This is a genomic window from Paenibacillus sp. SAFN-054, assembly GCF_051966755.1.
GTDB lineage: Bacteria > Bacillota > Bacilli > Paenibacillales > Paenibacillaceae > Paenibacillus_AQ.
Map to the genome: position 1 here is coordinate 312,870 of NZ_JBQCKS010000004.1, position 19,730 is coordinate 332,599.

Annotated in this window: 15 protein-coding genes; 7 read left to right on the plus strand and 8 right to left on the minus strand. The window is 54.6% G+C overall.

Annotated elements, in window-relative coordinates; translation table 11 throughout:
* The first annotated feature begins 150 nt into the window (after positions 1–150).
* The 6 genes from ACTHPM_RS20075 to ACTHPM_RS20100 all read left to right on the plus strand — a co-directional run bounded on the left by ACTHPM_RS20075 (position 151) and on the right by ACTHPM_RS20100 (position 6,886).
* Entirely contained in the window at positions 151–1,008 is an 858-nt protein-coding gene (locus ACTHPM_RS20075; protein WP_440397291.1) for a carbohydrate ABC transporter permease, read from the plus strand.
* Positions 1,005–1,889 (plus strand): carbohydrate ABC transporter permease, encoded by an 885-nt coding sequence (locus tag ACTHPM_RS20080; RefSeq protein ID WP_440397003.1) that lies wholly within the window; start codon positions 1,005–1,007, stop codon positions 1,887–1,889. The genes ACTHPM_RS20075 and ACTHPM_RS20080 overlap by 4 nt, the downstream gene beginning before the upstream one ends.
* Positions 1,890–1,942: 53 nt before the next feature.
* On the plus strand, positions 1,943–3,334 hold the full coding sequence (locus ACTHPM_RS20085) for an ABC transporter substrate-binding protein (protein WP_440397002.1): 1,392 nt from the start codon (positions 1,943–1,945) through the stop codon (positions 3,332–3,334).
* Positions 3,335–3,467: 133 nt separating this feature from the next.
* On the plus strand, positions 3,468–4,472 hold the full coding sequence (locus ACTHPM_RS20090; protein WP_440397001.1) for a LacI family DNA-binding transcriptional regulator: 1,005 nt from the start codon (positions 3,468–3,470) through the stop codon (positions 4,470–4,472).
* A 54-nt stretch (positions 4,473–4,526) separates the two neighbouring features.
* Positions 4,527–5,519: an N-acetylglucosamine kinase gene (locus ACTHPM_RS20095; RefSeq protein WP_440397000.1), complete on the plus strand. Its 993-nt coding sequence runs from the start codon at positions 4,527–4,529 to the stop codon at positions 5,517–5,519.
* Between the two features lie 41 nt (positions 5,520–5,560).
* On the plus strand, positions 5,561–6,886 hold the full coding sequence (locus tag ACTHPM_RS20100) for a 6-phospho-beta-glucosidase (protein ID WP_440396999.1): 1,326 nt from the start codon (positions 5,561–5,563) through the stop codon (positions 6,884–6,886).
* Positions 6,887–7,040: 154 nt separating this feature from the next.
* Here ACTHPM_RS20100 and ACTHPM_RS20105 read toward each other — a convergent pair whose 3' ends face one another.
* The 4 genes from ACTHPM_RS20105 to ACTHPM_RS20120 all read right to left on the minus strand — a co-directional run bounded on the left by ACTHPM_RS20105 (position 7,041) and on the right by ACTHPM_RS20120 (position 13,010).
* Positions 7,041–8,246, minus strand: a complete 1,206-nt coding sequence (locus ACTHPM_RS20105; RefSeq protein WP_440397290.1) for a multidrug effflux MFS transporter — start codon at positions 8,244–8,246, stop codon at positions 7,041–7,043.
* Positions 8,247–8,352: 106 nt separating this feature from the next.
* On the minus strand, positions 8,353–8,823 hold the full coding sequence (locus ACTHPM_RS20110; protein WP_440396998.1) for a pyridoxamine 5'-phosphate oxidase family protein: 471 nt from the start codon (positions 8,821–8,823) through the stop codon (positions 8,353–8,355).
* Positions 8,824–9,089: 266 nt separating this feature from the next.
* Positions 9,090–9,503 carry a YugN family protein gene (locus tag ACTHPM_RS20115; RefSeq protein WP_440396997.1) on the minus strand — a complete coding sequence of 138 codons (414 nt, stop codon included), beginning with the start codon at positions 9,501–9,503 and terminating at the stop codon, positions 9,090–9,092.
* 129 nt (positions 9,504–9,632) lie between these two features.
* Entirely contained in the window at positions 9,633–13,010 is a 3,378-nt protein-coding gene (locus tag ACTHPM_RS20120) for a copper amine oxidase N-terminal domain-containing protein (protein ID WP_440396996.1), read from the minus strand.
* 211 nt (positions 13,011–13,221) lie between these two features.
* Here ACTHPM_RS20120 and ACTHPM_RS20125 point away from each other — a divergent pair, with 211 nt between their 5' ends.
* Entirely contained in the window at positions 13,222–14,205 is a 984-nt protein-coding gene (locus ACTHPM_RS20125) for a quinone oxidoreductase family protein (protein WP_440396995.1), read from the plus strand.
* Between the two features lie 194 nt (positions 14,206–14,399).
* Here the strand turns inward: ACTHPM_RS20125 and ACTHPM_RS20130 are convergent, their stop codons facing one another.
* The 4 genes from ACTHPM_RS20130 to ACTHPM_RS20145 form a co-directional block, all read right to left on the minus strand.
* Entirely contained in the window at positions 14,400–14,624 is a 225-nt protein-coding gene (locus tag ACTHPM_RS20130; protein WP_440396994.1) for a hypothetical protein, read from the minus strand.
* Positions 14,625–14,827: 203 nt separating this feature from the next.
* A complete protein-coding gene (locus ACTHPM_RS20135; RefSeq protein WP_440396993.1) occupies positions 14,828–15,682 on the minus strand; it encodes a glycosyltransferase family 2 protein in 855 nt (284 codons plus the stop codon).
* A 42-nt stretch (positions 15,683–15,724) separates the two neighbouring features.
* Entirely contained in the window at positions 15,725–16,423 is a 699-nt protein-coding gene (locus ACTHPM_RS20140) for a class I SAM-dependent methyltransferase (protein ID WP_440396992.1), read from the minus strand.
* Between the two features lie 193 nt (positions 16,424–16,616).
* A complete protein-coding gene (locus tag ACTHPM_RS20145) occupies positions 16,617–19,610 on the minus strand; it encodes an exosporium glycoprotein BclB-related protein (protein WP_440396991.1) in 2,994 nt (997 codons plus the stop codon).
* Positions 19,611–19,730 lie beyond the last annotated feature (120 nt).

The window sequence follows — 19,730 nt, forward strand, 5'->3', positions numbered from 1 at the left end:
AGCACTTTAACTTTCATACATATTACATCTCATGAAACCTTTTATTATAGGGTAATTTCACTTTAAAAGTTAAAGCGTTATAATTTTATACCAAATAGAAAGGTTGGTGTTTCCGTGACCCATCGCGAAAGCCGGCGGCAGACATTTTACATGTATCTCTTCATTGCTCCATGGCTTATCGGGTTCCTGGTTTTTGCCTTGTACCCGATTCTGTCATCGCTCTATTACAGTTTCACGGATTATGACATTATCCATCCGCCCCAATATGTCGGACTCGCGAATTACACCGAAATGTTCCACAATGACCTGTTTTGGAAATCCGTAGTCGTCACGGTCCGGTATACGTTCATCAGCGTGCCGATCCAGCTGCTGCTGGCGCTCGGGTTCGCGCTCCTGCTCAATACGAAAATACCGTTCCGCGGGTTTTTCCGGACCGCCATGTATTTTCCGAGCATGGTCTCCGGCGTCGCGATGTCGCTCCTGTGGTACTGGATCTTTAATCCGTCGATCGGCCTGTTCAACTACGTGCTCTCCTGGTTCGGCATCAGCGGCCCATCCTGGCTCATGAGCCCGGATTATGCCCTGTACGCACTGATGATCATGTCCTTCTGGACGGCCGGCTCCGGCATGATCCTGTTCCTTGCCGGACTTCAGGGTGTACCTGCAAGCCTGGTGGAAGCCGCCAAGCTTGACGGTGCGGGACGCTTCCGGATTTTCCTGAATGTGACGCTCCCGATGATTTCGCCGGTGCTTTTGTTCCAGCTGATCATGGGTGTCATCGACTCCTTCCAGGTATTTACGCAGGCCTACGTCATGACCCAGGGCGGTCCGAACTACTCGACCTGGTTCTACGTTTACAACCTGTATACCAGCGCCTTCAAGGAATATCGGGCAGGCTACTCCTCTGCTCTCGCGTGGGTGCTGCTGATCGTCGTCATGCTGTTTACGGCGCTCATCATGAAATTCTCGAACCGTTATGTTCACTATGAAGGAGGCGGACGTAGATGAGTACGATTCCGGCTGCCGGCCCTTCGGCTTCGGCTTCAATGAAGAAACGCCGGCGCAAAATCGACGCCGTCAGCATCGCAAGCTTCATTGCCTTGCTGGTAACCACCTTTCTCATGCTCCTGCCGCTGTTCTTCATGGTCTCGACCTCTCTGAAATCGAAAAAGGAACTGCTCAAGTTTCCTCCGACCTTTTTGCCGGAGTCCTGGCAGTGGAGCAATTACAAGGAAATTTTCGAAACGCTGAACTTCGGCCAAATGTACATGAACAGCCTCATCATCGGCGTGTTGACCGTAGTCGGCACCCTGCTGTCGTCAGCGCTCGCGGGCTACGGTTTCGCGAGATACCGGGGCAAGGGCAGCAACCTGTGGTTCATGCTGATGCTCAGCACCATGATGCTGCCGTATCCGGCGATCATGATTCCGCAGTTCATTCTCTTTTCCAAGCTGAACTGGATCGACACATTTCTGCCGCTAATCGTTCCTGCTTTCTTCGGCTCGGCATACAACATCTTTTTGCTTCGCCAGTTCTTCTCGACGCTGCCGGATGAACTGTTTGACGCAGGACGCATCGACGGGTGCAGCGAGCTGCGGATGTGGCGCCAGATCGCATTGCCGCTGTCCGGGCCGGCCCTGGCGACCGTTGCCATCTTTGCTTTCATCTACAGCTGGAATGACCTTCTTACACCCGTGCTCTACTTAAGCTCATCGGATAAATTCACGCTTCCGGTCGGTATGTCTTCTTTCACCTCGTCGCGGTTCCGCATTCCGCCGTGGCATCTGCTCATGGTCGCCTCGGTGCTTGCCATGCTGCCGATCGTCACCCTGTTTGCGATAGCCCAGAAGCGCTTTGTGGAAGGAATTGTACTTACAGGCATCAAGTAAAGACACCGCCGCAGCGGCGGCAACCAAACTTGAATAATGGGGGAATGTAGTTCATGAAAAAGAGAAGGATCAAAAAGACTTTTGCGTTACTGCTCGCATCCAGCATGCTCGTCGTATTGGCCTTGTCCGGCTGCAGCGGCGGTAAATCGGCGGGAGACGTGGCTCCGGCAGGTGAAGGCGACAGCTCCAAAACCGCATCCTCGGGCGAGCAGGTCACCATTACGCATTACACCATGGATTCGGAAGACCGTACGTTTATTGAGAAGCTGGTTCCGGACTTTGAAGCCAAGCACCCGAACATCAAGGTCCGAATCGAAAAGGCTCCTTACGAGCAGTTCGACAGCAAGCTGCAGACGCTGATCGCCGGCGGCAAAACACCAGACGTAACGAGCCACTATGGCTACGGTGGTTTTGCAGAGTATTTCAACAAAGACATGCTGCTCGACATGAACGACCTTATTAAGGAAGACGGATTCAAAGCATCCGACTACAGCATCCCCGAGGACCTGATGAAAATCTACACCGTAAAGGACCATGTTTACGGTATTCCGGTCAATATGTATGTCACGCTGATGCTGTACAACAAGGACATGTTCGATGCTGAGGGCGTTGCATACCCTCCAAGCGATTACGAAGACAAGAGCTGGACGTTCGACAAAATGGTCGAAGACGCGAAGAAATTGACGCATGTCTCCGACGACATCGCCAAAACGCAGTACGGCGTCGACTTCACCTGGTCCGAACGCGATATGCGCCCGCTGTATTTCGGGGTCGAGCCGTATTCCCAAGATACTTGGACCAACGGCGGCGTGCCTTCCGAGACGCATTTCGATTCGCCGGAAGTGATCGCGACGTACAACAAGCTGTTCAATCTGATTCTGAAGGATAAGGTTTCCCCGACGACGGAATGGAGCAAAAGCGTAGCCGGCCAAAACGGCGACGCGTTCGTTACCGGCAAGCTCGGCATGACCGTCAGCGGCTCCTGGAGCCTCGCAGGCTCCAACGACTTCCCGTTCAAGGTCGGCGTAGCTGCAGTTCCAGCCGGCGGCAATGATAAGATCCGCAGCGTGCTGTTCGTCGACCCGCTGCTCATTCTGAAGGGCTCCAAGCATCCGAAGGAAGCTTTTGAATGGATCAAGTACCTGGTCAGCGAAGAGGTTCAGGAGAAATCCATCGAACTGAGCGGCGGCAACCCGCCTGTCAATACGAAAGCGGCCGAAGCTTATTACAAGCATTTTGACGGCATCGATCCGGAGGATGTGAAAAAGGTATACGAGGGCGCGGTTAAATACGGCTTCGAGTCTTATAATCACCTGATCACGAACTATTCGCAAATCAACGACATGTTCATCAACGAGATGCAGCCGATCGATACGGGGCACAAAACCGTCGAGGAAGTCATGCCGACGATCCAGAAAAAAGTCATGGAGATCATCAAACGTTAAGCGTTAGTTTTGTACCGTCCCGAAAGGGGCGGTGCATCTGTTAAATTAGCTTCGCGGCCGGGCCTCCGTACATGTATACTAATGTTAAGTGGATGTAAATTGTACGGAAAATCTGCCGCAAGGAGAATATACAATGAAGGTTAGCATATTTGATGTAGCAAAAAAATCAGGATTATCCGTCGTGACGGTCTCGAGAGTGCTTAATGGCGCCGAAACCGTCCGCGAAAAAAATAGACAAAAAGTACTCGACGCCATCAAAGAGCTTGACTACCGTCCGAATGCGGCGGCCCGCAGCTTGGCCCGCGGCAAGACAGGCATCGTCGGCCTCATCGTGACCACCCTCCAGGACTCTTTCTTCGATGCTGTCGTGAAGGAACTGAATGAGGTGCTGGCGCTCCACGGTTATTTCCTTGCGGTGTCGGTATCGACCGGCATCGGCTCGGACGAAGCCCATTACCTGATCCAGGAGGACCGTGTGGACGGACTGATTCTGCTCTCGCCGATGGAAGAAGACAACTATATCGTGGAACTGAAACGCCGCAACATCCCTTATGTTCTGATCGATAACCAGAAGCCGGAGAACGATGCCTTTTCCGTCACGATAGACAACTACAAGGGCGGCTATGCCGCCACCAAGCATCTGCTTGATCTCGGCCATACCTCGATCGCGCACCTGAGCGGGCATGATATGTTCCGCAGTACGCGGGAGCGCCGCAGCGGCTTCCTGCAGGCACTGAAGGAAAGAAGCCTGGACCCGTTCGAGATGGTTACAGGTGATTTTGAAATCGATTTTGGTTATGACATCTGCCGGAAATGGCTGCGCGAAGGACGTCTTCCTTCTGCCGTCTTCGCAGGCGACGACAATATCGCGCTCGGCGTGGTCAACGCCCTGATGGAAGAAGGAATCCGCGTTCCGGATCAGGTGGCGATCGTCGGTTATGACGACCAGCACATTTCATCCAAGCTCCACCCGTACCTGACGACAGTTCGCCAGCCCGCCGACCGGATTGGTCTGGCCGCGGCGGATATGCTGCTGAAACGCATGGATAATACGATGAAACGCGGAGGCAACGTGCGGATCGACCCTGAGCTCATCGTGAGAGAATCAACCGTTAAGACACTAGAAGGTACGTCCTGAACAACTAAATCGTATACGAGACACATACATCCTTATATATAGGAGTGACGACCATTGACTTACTACTTGGGTATCGATGGGGGAGGAACAAAAACATACGCCCTGCTGACCGATGACCTCGGCAACGTGCTTGGCAAAGGCATCGGCGGCAACGGGAATCACCAGATTGAAAAGGCCTTGGCCGCGCAAAGCATCCGTGCAGCCGCGGAAGGCGCCCTGCACGAAGCGGGCCTGCGGATTGACGAAGTGTCGCACACCTACTTCGGCCTCGCCGGCGCGGACCGGGAAGCGGATTACCGGATCCTGCATCCGCTCGTGCAGGAGATCGGTTTTACCCGGAATTATTCCATCAATTGCGATACGATGATCGGCCTGCGCGCCGGCACCAACAAGCCATACGGCGTAGCCCTCATTTGCGGCACAGGCACCAACTCCGCCGGAAGAAATCCGGCGGGCGAGCATGTGCAGGTCGGCGGATTCGACTATATGTACGGCGATTTCGGCGGCGGCGGTTCCCTCAACATCGAGGTGTTCCGCTCCGTCATCCGCTCCTGGGACGGCCGCGAGCAACCGACGCTGCTGACGCCACTCTTGCTGAACTACCTCGGTTATGACAACGTCGGCGACATGTTCGATGATTTCCAGGATCACGGCAAGCATGTGCCCGTGCATGCAGCGAAGCTGCTCTTTGAAGCCGCTGCCGAGAATGACGCCGTCGCGCTCGAGATTCTAAGCCGCCAAGGCATTGAGCTGGGCAAATCGGCTGTCGCGGTCATCCATAAGCTCGGCATGGAAGAGCAAGCGTTCGACGTCGTGCTCGCAGGAAGTCTGCTAACACGGGGAGACCGCGGCTGGATCCGCGGCAAAGTGGAGCAGGCGGTCGCTTCCGCCGCTCCCCATGCGACCGTCGTGACGCTGGCGACAGAGCCCGTCGTCGGTGCCGTATGGTCGGCCATGGAAGCGGATGGCCGTACGATCAGCCAGGACGTGTACGACAAAATGCGGACCTTCCGCGATTTTGAACATATCAAGCAAACGACCCGATAAATCATAATCATTCAAATCCATTCAGACTGGAGCGTGCAAAAATGAACAATGAAAAAGGACTCAAAATAGCAGTCATCGGCGGCGGATCTTCCTATACCCCGGAGCTTGTCGAAGGATTCATCCTTCACCATGCCGAGCTTCCGGTGCGCGAACTGTGGCTCGTGGACATTGAGCCGGGACAGCGCAAGCTGAACATCGTCGGCAACCTGGCGAAGCGCATGGTCGAGAAATCCGGACTTCCGATCGAAGTCCATCTGACGCTGGACCGCCGCGAAGCGATTCAAGGCGCAGACTTCGTCAGCACTCAGATGCGCGTAGGCATGCTGGATGCGCGCGGACGCGACGAATCCATTCCTTTGAAATACGGGGTCATCGGCCAGGAAACGACGGGTCCCGGAGGCATGATGAAAGCCCTGCGTACGATCCCTGTACTGCTGGATATCTGCCGCGATATCGAAGAGCTGGCCCCGAACGCCTGGCTGCTGAACTTCACGAATCCTGCAGGCATGGTCACGGAAGCCATCCTGAAATACTCCAACGTCCGCAGCATCGGCCTGTGCAATGCGCCGATCGGCCTCATCAAACAGACCTCGGCCAAGTACGGCGTCGAAGCGGACCGAATTTATGCCGAGTTCGTCGGTCTGAACCATTTGCACTGGATTACCCGCATTGACGTGAACGGCGAGGACAAATTGGACGAAATGCTGGCGGATACCGCCGGTTACAGCGCGAAGAACGTGCCTGCGCGGGAGTGGAATCCGGAATTCCTACAATCCCTGCACGCTTTGCCTTCCTACTATCTGAAGTATTTTTACATGACCGATGCCATGCTGGAAGAGCAGCAGGAATCCTTCCAGAAGGGCGGCAACCGTGCGGAAGTCGTCAAACGCGTCGAGGAAGAGCTGTTCGAGCTGTACAGCGACCCGGATCTGAAGGATAAGCCGAAGCAGCTGGAACAGCGCGGCGGTGCCTTCTATTCCGAAGCGGCAGTGAACCTGATGCGATCGCTCTACAACGGAACGAACGATATCCAGACGCTGAACGTCGCCAACCACGGCATCATCGACTTCCTTCCGGATGACGCCAGCATCGAAGTGAACTGCGTGGTCACCAAGAACGGCCCGCTGCCCCTGCCGCTGACCAAGGTTCCCCCTATGGCCGTCGGATTGATTCACGCCGTGAAGACTTACGAGCGTCTTGCCATCGACGCTGCCGTAACCGGCGACCGCGGTCTTGCGATCCAGGCGCTGGCCCATCATCCGCTCGTGCCTTCCGTCGAGGTGGCCATCAAAATGCTCGACGAAATGCTTGAGGCGAACAAGGAATATTTGCCGCAATTCTTTAAAGAAACGACGGCGAACGCATAAGCGGCGCTTATCATGCATAGCTTCTCATCAAAACAGCCCTGCTCCAGGATTGCCTGGACAGGGCTGTTTATTTTCATGCAGTATTACATTTCGCGTTCTGTATCAGACTCCGCTGTATCGCCATTCGATATTTTCGCTTGAATACTGCGTTTCCTTAGATGCTCTCATGATGAACATTCGAGGCCTCCGCCGTCGGCACCCTTCCACGTGCACCGCGCACCAGCAGCAAATAGCACAGCACGGAGCATATGTCCGCACCCGCAATCACGATCCCCATCGGGAGAGCAGATGTGCTGCCGCCGATGCCAACCAGCGGGCTGACGATGCCTCCGAAGATATAAGACAACAGTCCAAGCAGCGCCGAGGCGCTGCCTGCCGCATGCCCGTAATCCTGAAGCGCCAGCGAGGAACTCGCAGTGCCTACGATGCCGACGCAGGAGACCACGATAAAGAGCGGCGGAAGAACAGCGCCGAGAGGCGCCTTAAAGGCAAGCAGAAACAGCAGCGACATGCCCCCGATCGTGGCCAGGGTGATGCCTGTCACGAGAAGCCTCCTTTCACTCACTTTGCCGGCCAATCGTCCTGTGATCTGTCCGGCAATGATAATCCCTACACCGTTCATGGCGAAAATCAGGCTGAAAACCTGAGGGCTCACTCCGTAAATATTTTGCAGCACGAACGGTGATCCCGAAATATAGGAGAACATGGCCGCCGAGATAAATCCCGAGCTGAGCGCCAGACCCATGAATTTGCGGTCGGACAGCAGTACGCCGAACGTTCGGAACGTATTCGCGGTGCCGCCGCTGGAGCGTTTCCCGGGTGCCAGCGTCTCCGGCAGGCCGAATAGAACGGATAACAGCATGATGATGCCAATTGCCGCCAGCACGATAAAGACGCCGCGCCAGGAGGTTACCTGCAGCAGCTGCCCGCCCACGATCGGGGACAGAATCGGCGCAGCGCCGTTCACGAGCATCAGCATCGAGAAGAACTTGGTCAGCTCCGAGCCGGAATACATATCCCGGACGATCGCGCGTGAAATGACGATTCCGGCCGAACCCGCAATCCCCTGGATAAAGCGTAAAGCGATCAGCATCTCGATCGAAGTGCTGAATGCACACAATAAAGACGAAATGCCGTATACCACCATGCCGATCAAAAGCGGAATGCGCCGTCCGCGTACATCGCTGAGCGGACCCGCCAGCAGTTGGCCCACCGAAAGCCCGATCAGGCACGAGGTCAGGCTGAGCTGCGTCAGCGAGGTGGTTGTATGCATCGTATTCGCCAGGCTCGGCAGCGCAGGCAAGTACATATCCAGCGAAAATGGACCGAAGGCCGATAGCGCCCCCAGTACGATGATCATCCAAAGCCGGCTCGTGCTCGGGCGTGCGGGACGTTCATCCGGCAAGCCTTCCGGACTTTGGACCGCTTGTGTGTGTTTATTCATTGGTTGTTCTCGTTCCCCTTCCTTACAGCAAGAGCTCTGCCAGCGTTTCCTGCCAGCGCCGGAGGACGGATTCCCCATCCTTCAGCTCGATCTGGATGCCTGTCTCGATATCGGCATATCGTGCAGAGTCCGACCGGACCCCAACGATGGTGGCTTCGAAACGCTCGCGCGGATGCTTGGCCGCAGGCAGGACGGGCAGACGGGTCAGCGCCAGCTTGATATAATGCATCTGTCCGGCGAAAGCAAAAGAAAGCGTAGCCTTCTCCGTGCGTATCATATTGCGTGTCGTTGTCGTTCCGGACCACATCGCCAGTCGCACCCGCTTCGTATCCAGCGCGATCACCTCGCCCACGCTGATCATCGCCGTATGCGGCCAGCCCTCTTCCGTCACGGTCATCAGCATCATCGCCTCATGCTGCTTGGTCTCCAGCTCCTTGCCGTTCAGAAGCTCGTACAGCTCTGCCGAAAGCTCCGAATGTTGTGTTGGTGGCATCATAGGAACCCCTCCTCCTCTTGTACGTTCCTTCTATTGTAGCGTATTTGCCCCCGGTAAAAGAACCCTAAATGTTTACAGTTGGCGTTGCCGGCATCCAAGGAAAAACGTCTATCGACGTCCTTTCAAAGGGGACAGACCCTATTCAAATGTTGTTTCCCTTGCTACATCAGGATGATCTTGCTTCCTTCGAATGTTATGCCTTCTGATATCGAAAAAACCCGGACCGGAACATATCCGGGCCGGGCTGGTTTGCAAAATCGATTTTAGTGCAAATAACCTTTTTCCACTTCATTCAGCACCTTTCGGGCGTGCTCCACCCAGAACGGGTCCAAAGGCGCGTCATCATCAAGCGGAGGCTGGAACTGGTCGAACAAAGCCCCCATCAAATGCGGCGTAGCATGCTTATCTGTCCCGGTATTGTAAATATATTTGAATACGAATGGACGGCCCAGCTTAACAGTCGCATGGCATCCGCCGCATTCCCCGTCCAGATTCCCTTTGGTCACGTGAAAAGGAATCCGCAACCACACCATGCGCTCCTGATCGAGCCGCTTGTCCAGATAGCCGTGCTTGTAATCCCAGTTGCCTGCTAACGTAAAATCATGCGTGCATAGGTAGTTGTCGATATTGACGAAGCGGTCCTCAATATTTTCGAGTCTTGATTCCAGATTGATCATGGGTTCGCCCACCTTGCTGTTTTTAGTTTAAGGATGGACGCGATTGGTTTTCTTTATACGGAATATGCTGGGTATGCAGAAAAAAAGCACCGAGACCTCCAGAGGCCAGGGTGCTTTCTTTTCAACCAATCATTTCTTGGCTGCGGCTTTCAGCTCCACCGAGGCGGAAATCGCCTTGTTTTTGCCGTCAGACGTGAGTACATAAACGTAGTAGGTTTTCGTCGGTTCGATCTTTTTACCGTTCACGTCGGTTTCCACGGTGTTCACGGATTCCGGCGTTTCACTCTCCGAAACAGCTGTCACCGACTCGGTTTTTTTGAAGGCGTCATTTAAGGCGATTTTCTCGGTGGTGACGAGGACAGCATAGGATTGGCCTTTGGCTCGGGTAAAGGAAACTTCAATGGCGCCATCCTTATTCCTTGCGGCTTTCATGTCCGTCGGCGCGCCCTCACTCGTATTTTTCAGGGTAATCTTCGCGGGACCCGTCAGGCTGTCTTCACCTGTATGGGCTACGGACATGACGAAGACGCTGTATTCGACATTCCCGGCTAACGCGGCCCCGCTCGTGTCTACCCCGTCGGAAAGAACTTGATCGAAATCTTTGCCGACTGGCGCTTCCTTAAAGTTTTCTGCGGTTTGCGCCGTTTGAACGTCGAACTTGCCGGCGGCGCTGCCTTTCACCACGAAAATCTTATACTTTTGTACATTGCTCTCATCCTTCGCTTTGACAAAGGATACCCGCAGATCCCTGCCGTCATGCTGATTATCCACATCGCTGACGTTCAATTCGCTCACCTGAGGCGCAACGATGACGGTATTCAGCGTAATTTCACGCGACGCATCGGAGAGAGCATACGTGTCATGCTTGCTGACGGAAAGAACGAACACTTTATACGGCGTATCATTGGAAATGGCTCTGCCCTCGGTATCCCTTGCGCCAGCAGCCAGCGCACCGACATAGCTGTTGCTGTTATTTTTGCCGACCACCGTGTAGTTCGCGCCCTTGACGTTGATGGCGGCATTAAGATTAAAGCTGCCTGCATTGGCCGATTTGACGACCAGTACCCGGTAATGGTCCATGTCGGAGTCATCCGCTGTCCCGGTAAACGTCACCTGCAAATCGCTGCCGTCACCGCGGTCCCCAATGTCTTTGGCGCTCACGTTCTTGGCTTCGCCGATGGCATAGCTTTGCGTCAACGTGATGGAGCCTGTCGGAGAGGACAGCGCATTCGTGAAGTTGTACCCGCTTGCGCCCACCGAGAGCACAAGCACCCGGTATTTAACGTTGTTCTTGATCGGCTCGCCGTACACATCCCTCGCTCCTTCAGATAGCGTGCGGGTGATGGTGGTCTTGCTGCCTGCGTCCGTAATCTTGGTGTATCTACCGCTTGGCACGGAATTGGCTGCCGTGAGATCAAAATAAGGATAGTCGGATTCTTTGACCACAAGAATCCGGTATTCCCCGATGTTGTATTCTTCTTTGGCACGGGTAAACGTGACCTCAAGATCGCTGCCGTTGTTGTTATCCGCTATATCTCTGGCTGTCACGCCTGTAGCCGGATACACATTCGTGTTTCCGCTCAGCGTAATGGCCGGGGAATACGAGGACAGCGCGTTCGAGCTGGATGCTCCTACCGCAAGAACAAACACCCGGTAGCTGACGCCGCTGCGGATGACCTGGCCATCCACGTCTCTTGCTCCAGCCGCGAGATTCTTCGTAATGTTGTATCCGGTCTTGCCGACCGAGGTATAGTTCGAGCTGGATACGTAATTGGCCTGGGCCAGATCGAAATAGTACGCATCTGAAGCTTTCACGACCATGATCCGGTAGCCGGACAGATTGCTTTCATCCGCCGCGCGCGTGAAGGATACCCGCAAATCCCGCCCGTCTCCATAGTCGGACACATCCGCCACGCTCACATTCGTAGGTGCATACACATCCGTATTTCCGTATAGCACGATCGCGGAGGAAGAAGACGAGAGCGCATAGCTGCCCGAGTAGCTTCCAGTGCCTACGGCCATGACGAAGACGCGGTAGGCGACACCCGGACCGATCAAGGATCCGTCCACATCCCTTGCCCCATAGGACAAGGCTTGGTTCAAATTGTATCCTGTTTTGCCGACCACCGTGTAGTAAGAGCTGGACACGTTTTTGGCGGCGGCCAAATTGAAGCTGCTTGCTTTGCTGTCTTTCACGACGAAAATCCGGTAAGATCCGATTCGCGACTCATCGGACGATTTGTTGAAGCGCACCATCAGATCGCGGCCGTCGCCGTAATTGCTGACATCCTCTACCTTCGTAATAGCCGGTGCGGCAATCGCGCTGGCTGTCAGCGTCAAGGCCGAGGAACCGGAAGAAAGCTGGGATATCGCATTCGTGCCGTTCGCAACCGACAGGACAAAGACGGTATAAGAGACGCCGTTTTTGATATATTCGCCGGATGTATCTCTGGTCGTGGAATTTAAAGTGGAAGACAAAGTGGAGCTGCTTGTTTTGCTGACCGTGGTGTAATTGGAGCTCGCAACCACGTTCGCTGAGCTCAGCCCGAAGCCGCCCGCATCCTTCGTTTTCACAACCATAACGCGGTAGTTCAGGATGTTGCCCGTATTTTGCGGCTGATTAAAGCTAACCGAAATATCCCGGCCGTCGCCGTAATCGTTCACATCGCTCGCCTTCACGGCAGAAACCGCGCTTACCGGCGAAGCCGTCGTGAGCGTCACGGATGGGGAAACCCCGGAAAGTGCGCTTGAGCCTTTTTTGCCTACGGTAAGCACGAACACGCTGTAGGCCTGGTTGGACCGCAACACGTCGCCGTTAACGTCCTTCGACGAAGCCGACAAGCTTACGATGGGATCATATCCTGAAGGCCGCACGGATGTATACGATCCGGTGGAGAGCGCCTGCGACAACGTAAAGTTATAAGCATTAGAGGATTTGACGACCAGCACGCGGTACTCGCTGATATCCGATTCCCGCTGCACTTTCGGGAAGCTGACCTCCAGATCGCGCCCGTCGCCGTTTCTGCCTACGACCTGTGCAGAGACATACGAAACGGAGCCTACCGTCGTATCCAGGGTTGTGATGCTGACGGTTTGCGCGGCTTGATTCCACGCCACGTCTGCTCCAAGCGTTTCGCTCACGAAACGAACCGGAACCATGGTGGTTCCCTTCAGGTTCTGTGCCGGTACGTCAAGCACGACCCGCTGATTGTTGACGGTCGCCGTCTGCGATCCGATTTTGAGCACGATCGTGATGTCATCGCGGACAGCCGTTACCGTACTGGTCTTCTGGTTCCATGACACCTTCGCGTCAAACGCCTCGAATATGGCCCGCATCGGCAGCATCGTCCTGCCTTTGACCATGGTGGGCGCCTGCAGCGGATTCAGTTTAACTCCATCCACATACACGCTGATTTTTGGGGCGGCAGCTCCCTGCACCTGTGAAGGCTGCAGTGAAAAGGATACAAGCATCAGCACCGCCACAAGCATAACCCAAAGCTTTTTCACGGTTCTCCTCCTCTATAGTTCAATTTATATGGCTATACCTAATTGACGAGGAAACCCCCAGAAATGTTTTCCATTTTTTAAAAAATATATCGGTTCTACGTCAAAAGCGGTTTCCTAACTTTAGAAAGACTGCTTCTTGGTCTTCCACATTTCATGTATAATCTAAATATATGAAACGAAGTTTTATACAATGAAACAAAGGGTGATTGATATGAAAGCAATAGTTGTGGAACAGTTTGGCTCAACCGAAAATATGAAATATGTAGACATTGAGAAACCTTCCATAGGTTCAAAACAAGTCTTGATTCGCGTCATGGTGACCAGTGTTAATTTTGCAGATGTTAAAGCGAGATATGGAAACAAGGGACAAGGGAAGCTTCCGTTTATTCCTGGACTTGAGGCATCAGGCATTATTGAGCAAGTTGGAGATGAGGTAACATCCTTTTTTGCAGGTCAAAGAGTCATGGCGTTCCCTCATAACGGTTCATATGCAGAGTATATTGTTGCTGATGAGAATCTAACCTTTGCGATTCCTGATCATATGAGCTTTGACGTTGCAGGTTCCTGTGGTATTGTGTCATTTTTGTCCTATAAACTGCTTGCTGACGTAGCGAATTTACAAGCTGGAGATACGGTTCTCATTCATTCTGCCTCTGGAGGAGTAGGAACAACAGCGATTCAAGTCGCCAGAGCTTTAGGTGCAAGAACCGTTATTGGAACTGTAGGGAATGAAACCAAGATTCCTGTGGCATTCGAAGCTGGGGCAGATCACGTGTTATGCCACACAAATGAAAACTTTGCACAGAGAGTTAATGAATTAACGGATGGTCAAGGAGTCAATATTATACTGGACTCTATTGGCGGAGAGATCACGGGGCAAAGCATGAATTGTCTATCTAGATATGGACGCCTGGTTGTATTCGGAAATTCAAGCGGGTCCTACGGGCAGCTTCAAACCAATGAACTCCATTCAAGTTGTCGCTCTGTTCTTGGGTTTAGCCTGGGGACAACAAGAAAAGAACAGCCAGAAGCATTGAAGGATACTTCATTACAAGTATTCCGCATGATAGAACGTGGGCAAATCACGATTAAAATAAGTGAAAAATTACCCTTGAAGGATGCTCCGGCAGCACATCAACTCATTGAAAGCAGAAAGAGCACCGGAAAAGTTATATTGTATATTGAGAACCATTGATTTCAGACACGGAGAGTCGTCGAGCGTCCAGCGAACGGAGTAATGGAGCCGTTACGATCAAAAGCAACCACGAACAGATGAAACGTTACCACTCTGTATCTAACAAGAAAACCCGCCATTCCCCCAAAAAAATGCTGCCCATATATCAACGGAACTCAACAAGTTCCATTCTATATAGGCAGCGCTTTTTACGTTCAGGATTTGTTCTTCCGCAGCTTGAGCAGCTCGTTGAATGCAAGGATGATCGACCAGATGACGAGCACAAATCCGATAAATTGCAGCAGGTAAATCAGGTAGGTCTCGACCTTGGTCACGGATCCAAAAAAGGACTTAAAGAGGGATAAAGGTTCCTCCGATGACAGCTGCATTAACATAAATCCGATCACGAAGGTGATTAAAAGCGTTATTTTTTTCTCCAATGAATGATGCCTCCCTGCCATGCGCAGCACGTGATATGTTCCAATATAACTTACATGGTATATATTGTCTATTGCCTCATATAAACCAAAAATATCCCCTTAACCGACATCATCCGACGGAAAAAGAACCGAAAAAGACCGGCAAATCCCCTCTATTCATGAGGAAACTTGCCGGCCTGGATTGCATGGGAGCATTCAAGCATTTATGGATGGCTGCCCAAAGGCACCGCCACTTTTCTCAGAGGAACAAAGTGCCTTTCCGGTATGAAAAAAGGCTCCCGGTTCACGATATCCGAAGGATTATAGCCTCTCAGGTCCATTTCGCAGGCCGACAGGCCGGTACTCCATTTGTCCCTGAATTTCTCCGCGCTGGCGAGGGAAGACCGTTTATAGTTCATGCGGTTGGACGTGAATGTCCCTTGCCCTTCATGGTGGATAAAAATATCCTGCGCTACCCACAGCCTTTTGCCGCTGATCCGGGCGCGGATGGAAAAGTCGTCGTCCTCGTAGTTTCCTGGAAAAAAGCGCTCGTCAAAGCCGCCGATCCGCTCCAGCAGACTGCGATGAAAAAGCATGCAAAAGCCGATCAGCTTATGGGCGTAAAATCCGGCTCCAGTCCTATCCTGCTGCCGCTGAAGCGCATAGACATCCAGGTTCTCCGGTGCAGGCCACTCATCCACGGGGACCCTTTGTATGGGTGCAACGTTATTCGAAACCGGTCCGGCGATGCCGATGTCCGGGTCCCGGAGCAGCGCGGCGTACAAGCCGGAAAGCCAGTTCGGCGTGACGATCGTGTCATTGTTGAGCAGCAGGATATAATCGCCTGTCGCTTCCGCCATGCCCTGGTTCGTGCCAGCCGCGAATCCTTTGTTCTCTTCGTTGACAATCAGCCTCACATGCGCCATGGATTTCCAAAACTCCAGCGTGCCGTCCGTGGACCCGTTATCGACAACGATCCACTCCAGCGGCTCCGCCGTATGACGCAGCACGCTTTCCACGCACCGCCGCGTCATGTCCAGCCCGTTGCGGGTCAGCATAACCACCGAGGTTAATGGCATATGTACATCTCCTTTTTCATCGGGTTAGCTTCAGAAGGCCGGTTACAGACCCGACGTGCTCAAAATATACGGCAGCACCCGGGCAGCCGGAAGCTCCGCGGGCATAATAATGCCAAGGCCGTTGCTCGAATGCAGCTCATGCCAGGTTAAATCAAACGTCGTTTCCTTCAGAAAATCCTCCACGGCGGTCAGAACGCCATTGCGCTCCCCATGTTCGAGCACGGCGTTACTGACAACATCATTGAACCCCCCGCTCGGCACCAGCCCGCCATTTCCAGGCTCGATCCCCATTCTTGCGTTAGGCTGACGGTAGCCCTGCGGGATGCTCTCCGGATAATAGTACATATCCCGGCGCCCGTAAGGCCATCCGGTATCATGCATCAGAACGACCGGAAATGCCCCGGCCGCTTGAGCCATAAGCTCCACCTGCCGTAATTCATGATACACCGTGTACCAGTTATGGTCTCCGTCAATCAGAATCATGTCATAAGGCTCTAACTCCGGCAGCGCCTGAAGGCTGAGTTCCCTGCGCATTTGAAAAGCATCCCCGTAATAATCCTGCAGCAGCTCCACGTCAAACTGCGGAGCGGGATCGATCACGGTGCAGCGGGCTCCGGTTTGCTGACAGTAATCCAGAAGCTTGAACGTATTCAAACCGGTTAAAGAGCCGATTTCGACGATGCTTTGCGGCTGTACCGCTATCATAACGGGTTTAATGACTTTTTCCCAAAATCGGTGCATAACCACTCTCCTGATCTTGAAAAGACATGTTATTATATCCCAATGTATGAACGAACCGGATCAATCATACGTCTCGTGAAAGGCCCCTTCCTGTAAGAAGCATTTCGTTAAATCCAAACAAAGGCACCTCTCCATAGTCGGTTTACGCATTCGCTGGAGAGGTGCCTTGGATGGTTATATTATCATGATAAATCTAGGCTAAGGTTAAGCCTGCGCTGCCATATCCCGCCACCGTATTAACCAGTGATATTCCGGCTGCCGTCGCCTGAAATACCAGCAAGAGGCGGGTTGATGGGGTCACCGCGATACTGAGACCCGTCGTTGTTCCCGTTGCAGTTGCTCCCAGTGCAAGGACGCCGGTTAAGGCTGGTGCCAGCGTTACTGTTGCTCCCGTAACAGGCGTAAACGTATTGTTCGGCGTCGGAGAGCTATAAAGCTGCGCCGTAATGGTAATCGTGCTTCCCACAAGATTGAGGGCAGCCGTGGTACTGAAGAAGGCTGACATGGAAGTAATCGTTCCGGCACGCGGCATGGAGAAGGCAAAGTTCAAGAGCGTTCCGGCTGCACCGGTCAAATCAATCGTATTGCCTAATGCCAATGCCGTGCTTCCGGAGTTGCCAAAGCCTATAAGGCCCACGGTTCCTACCAATCCGCCCGCAATCGTCGTTAGAGCTACCGGCAATCCCGAAGCAAACGGAATGACGGCTCCCGACCCTGTCGCTCCAGTGGCGCCTGTTGCACCTGTTGCTCCCGTGGCTCCTGTTGCTCCCGTGGCTCCTGTGGCTCCTGTGGCTCCGGTGGTGCCTGTTGCCCCAGTTTCTCCCGTCGCACCTGTTGCTCCGGTGACTCCCGTTGCCCCCGTTTCACCTGTTGCGCCTGTTGCTCCCGTTGCACCGGTTGCACCTGTCGTTCCGGTTGCTCCTGTTGACCCGGTTTCTCCCGTGGCTCCAGTTACTCCTGTAGCCCCTGTTGCACCGGTGGCTCCGGTGGCTCCCGTTTCACCGGTTGTTCCGGTTGCGCCTGTTTCACCTGTGGTGCCCGTGGCTCCCGTTGCGCCTGTTTCACCGGTTGCACCTGTCGTTCCGGTTGCTCCGGTGACCCCAGTTACTCCCGTTGCGCCTGTTGCACCCGTGACTCCCGTTGCCCCTGTTTCACCCGTTGCGCCCGTAGCTCCGGAGACTCCCGTTGCCCCCGTTTCACCGGTTGCGCCTGTTGCGCCCGTGGCTCCCGTGACGCCCGTTTCACCGGTTGCTCCTGTTACTCCCGTTGCACCTGTGACGCCGGTTCCTCCCGTGGCTCCCGTAGCTCCGGTGGCCCCCGTTGCCCCCGTTTCACCGGTAGCGCCTGTTGCGCCCGTGGCTCCCGTGACGCCCGTTTCACCGGTTGTTCCGGTTGCGCCGGTGGCGCCCGTTGCTCCTGTTTCACCTGTGGTGCCCGTGGCTCCCGTTGCGCCTGTTTCACCGGTTGCACCTGTCGTTCCGGTTGCTCCGGTGACCCCAGTTACTCCCGTTGCGCCTGTTGCACCTGTTGCTCCCGTGGCCCCTGTTGCTCCCGTTGCCCCTGTTTCACCAGTTGCTCCTGTTGCTCCGGTTGCTCCTGTATCCCCTGTGGCGCCCGTTGCACCGGTTGCTCCTGTTTCACCGGTAGCCCCCGTTACGCCTGTGGTTCCTGTAACACCGGTGGCTCCCGTTGCTCCCGTTGCTCCTGTTACTCCGGTTTCTCCCGTGGCGCCTGTTGCGCCGGTGGCTCCTGTTTCACCGGTTGCTCCAGTTGCTCCTGTAGCACCAGTTTCACCGGTAGCTCCGGTAGCCCCCGTTACGCCTGTTGCTCCAGTCGCTCCCGTAGCTCCGGTGACGCCTGTTGCTCCCGTTTCACCGGTAGCTCCGGTAGCCCCCGTTACACCGGTTTCTCCCGTGGCTCCCGTGACGCCTGTGGTTCCTGTAACACCGGTGGCTCCCGTGGCGCCTGTTACTCCCGTTTCACCGGTTGCCCCCGTGGCACCCGTAGTTCCTGTCGCTCCGGTTTCGCCTGTAGTTCCCGTCGCTCCCGTAGCTCCGGTGGCGCCTGTGATTCCTGTAGCGCCGGTTGCCCCCGTTTCGCCCGTAGCTCCGGCTCCCGGCCCGGTCGCCCCCGTGTTACCTTGGGTACCTGTGGCTCCTGTTACTCCGGTGGCCCCGGTTGATCCGGTGGCGCCTGTCGCTCCCGTGGTGCCTGCAGCAGCCAGCAGCGTGTAGTCCGGCGAGCTTCCCGGCGTTCCGGTCGGACCTGCTACACTTGCGACATACGTGGCGCCGTTATAAGTTACGACCTGGCCCTCCGGATATCCCGGGCTCTGCGCCGCATTGAAGGGCACGACGCCGTTTAACCCAACGCCCGTCGCTCCTGCCGGTCCTGTCGCTCCCGTTGCCCCTGTTGCCCCCGTTTCTCCCAAAGCGCCAGCAGCAGCCAGCAGCGTGTAATCCGGTGAAGTTTCCGGAGTCCCCGTCGGGAAATTAACGTTAACCAAATAGGTACTTCCCTCATAAGTAACAACCTGGCCTGCGAGGTAACTTGGCCCTTGCGGAGCGTCATAAGGAATAACTCCCGTCAATCCAGCCCCTGTAGCTCCCGTCACCCCTGCTGGTCCGGCAGGTCCGGCCGCCCCTTGGGCTCCAGGAGGGCCTTGAATCCCCTGCGGGCCTGCTGTTCCAGGCGGACCAGGCGGCCCCGTCGGTCCTGGCGTCCCGGGAGTTCCGAGCGAAACCGACGGTAATATGTCCGATATCGTGCGCTGGATCTGCCGGATGAGCTCAACCATCGTATCTTTGATCACAGGCTTCACCCGAAGCAGCAGCACCGTGGACAGCAGGTCATCAAGGGTTTCCTGCAAATTGATGAGCAGCCCCACGCCCGAAGCCGGGATCGCCTCGCACATCGTTATGGCGAGCTCAAATGCTGACTGAAGAACGGCCTTGTCTCGCACAGGGAATTCCGATTCCGTGACAAGGGTCTGCAATCTCTTGAAGACATCCTTCAATGCGGAGATCGAGGCCTGATCCTGCCTGAGCAGGGCGGGTGGAACCGTCTGAAGCAAACGGGACAACAACCCGATGAACTGTTCGGTCTGCTGGGCACTAATCGGGATGATGCCCACTTCGTCACCGTCCGGACCAAGCCCTCTCCCGTCTTCGTTCTCATTAATGCTCATGCATCGTTCCTCCTTATCAATCTCATAGCTTGGTCCTCATATTCGGTGCTTTCAAGGACAGATGGGAATCATACGCCATGAAGCATACGTCCTCGCGGTCTGCATTGCCGTCCGGCATCA

Excerpts from the sequence above, each read along its gene's own strand:
- ACTHPM_RS20075 (WP_440397291.1), top strand. The coding sequence starts at position 151 with ATGTATCTCTTCATTGCTCCATGGCTTATCGGGTTCCTGGTTTTTGCC.
- ACTHPM_RS20080 (WP_440397003.1), top strand. The coding sequence starts at position 1,005 with ATGAGTACGATTCCGGCTGCCGGCCCTTCGGCTTCGGCTTCAATGAAG.
- ACTHPM_RS20085 (WP_440397002.1), top strand. The coding sequence starts at position 1,943 with ATGAAAAAGAGAAGGATCAAAAAGACTTTTGCGTTACTGCTCGCATCC.
- ACTHPM_RS20090 (WP_440397001.1), top strand. The coding sequence starts at position 3,468 with ATGAAGGTTAGCATATTTGATGTAGCAAAAAAATCAGGATTATCCGTC.
- ACTHPM_RS20100 (WP_440396999.1), top strand. The coding sequence starts at position 5,561 with ATGAACAATGAAAAAGGACTCAAAATAGCAGTCATCGGCGGCGGATCT.
- ACTHPM_RS20105 (WP_440397290.1), bottom strand. The coding sequence starts at position 8,246 with ATGATCATCGTACTGGGGGCGCTATCGGCCTTCGGTCCATTTTCGCTG.
- ACTHPM_RS20110 (WP_440396998.1), bottom strand. The coding sequence starts at position 8,823 with ATGCCACCAACACAACATTCGGAGCTTTCGGCAGAGCTGTACGAGCTT.
- ACTHPM_RS20115 (WP_440396997.1), bottom strand. The coding sequence starts at position 9,503 with ATGATCAATCTGGAATCAAGACTCGAAAATATTGAGGACCGCTTCGTC.
- ACTHPM_RS20125 (WP_440396995.1), top strand. The coding sequence starts at position 13,222 with ATGAAAGCAATAGTTGTGGAACAGTTTGGCTCAACCGAAAATATGAAA.
- ACTHPM_RS20135 (WP_440396993.1), bottom strand. The coding sequence starts at position 15,682 with ATGCCATTAACCTCGGTGGTTATGCTGACCCGCAACGGGCTGGACATG.
- ACTHPM_RS20140 (WP_440396992.1), bottom strand. The coding sequence starts at position 16,423 with ATGCACCGATTTTGGGAAAAAGTCATTAAACCCGTTATGATAGCGGTA.
- ACTHPM_RS20145 (WP_440396991.1), bottom strand. The coding sequence starts at position 19,610 with ATGAGCATTAATGAGAACGAAGACGGGAGAGGGCTTGGTCCGGACGGT.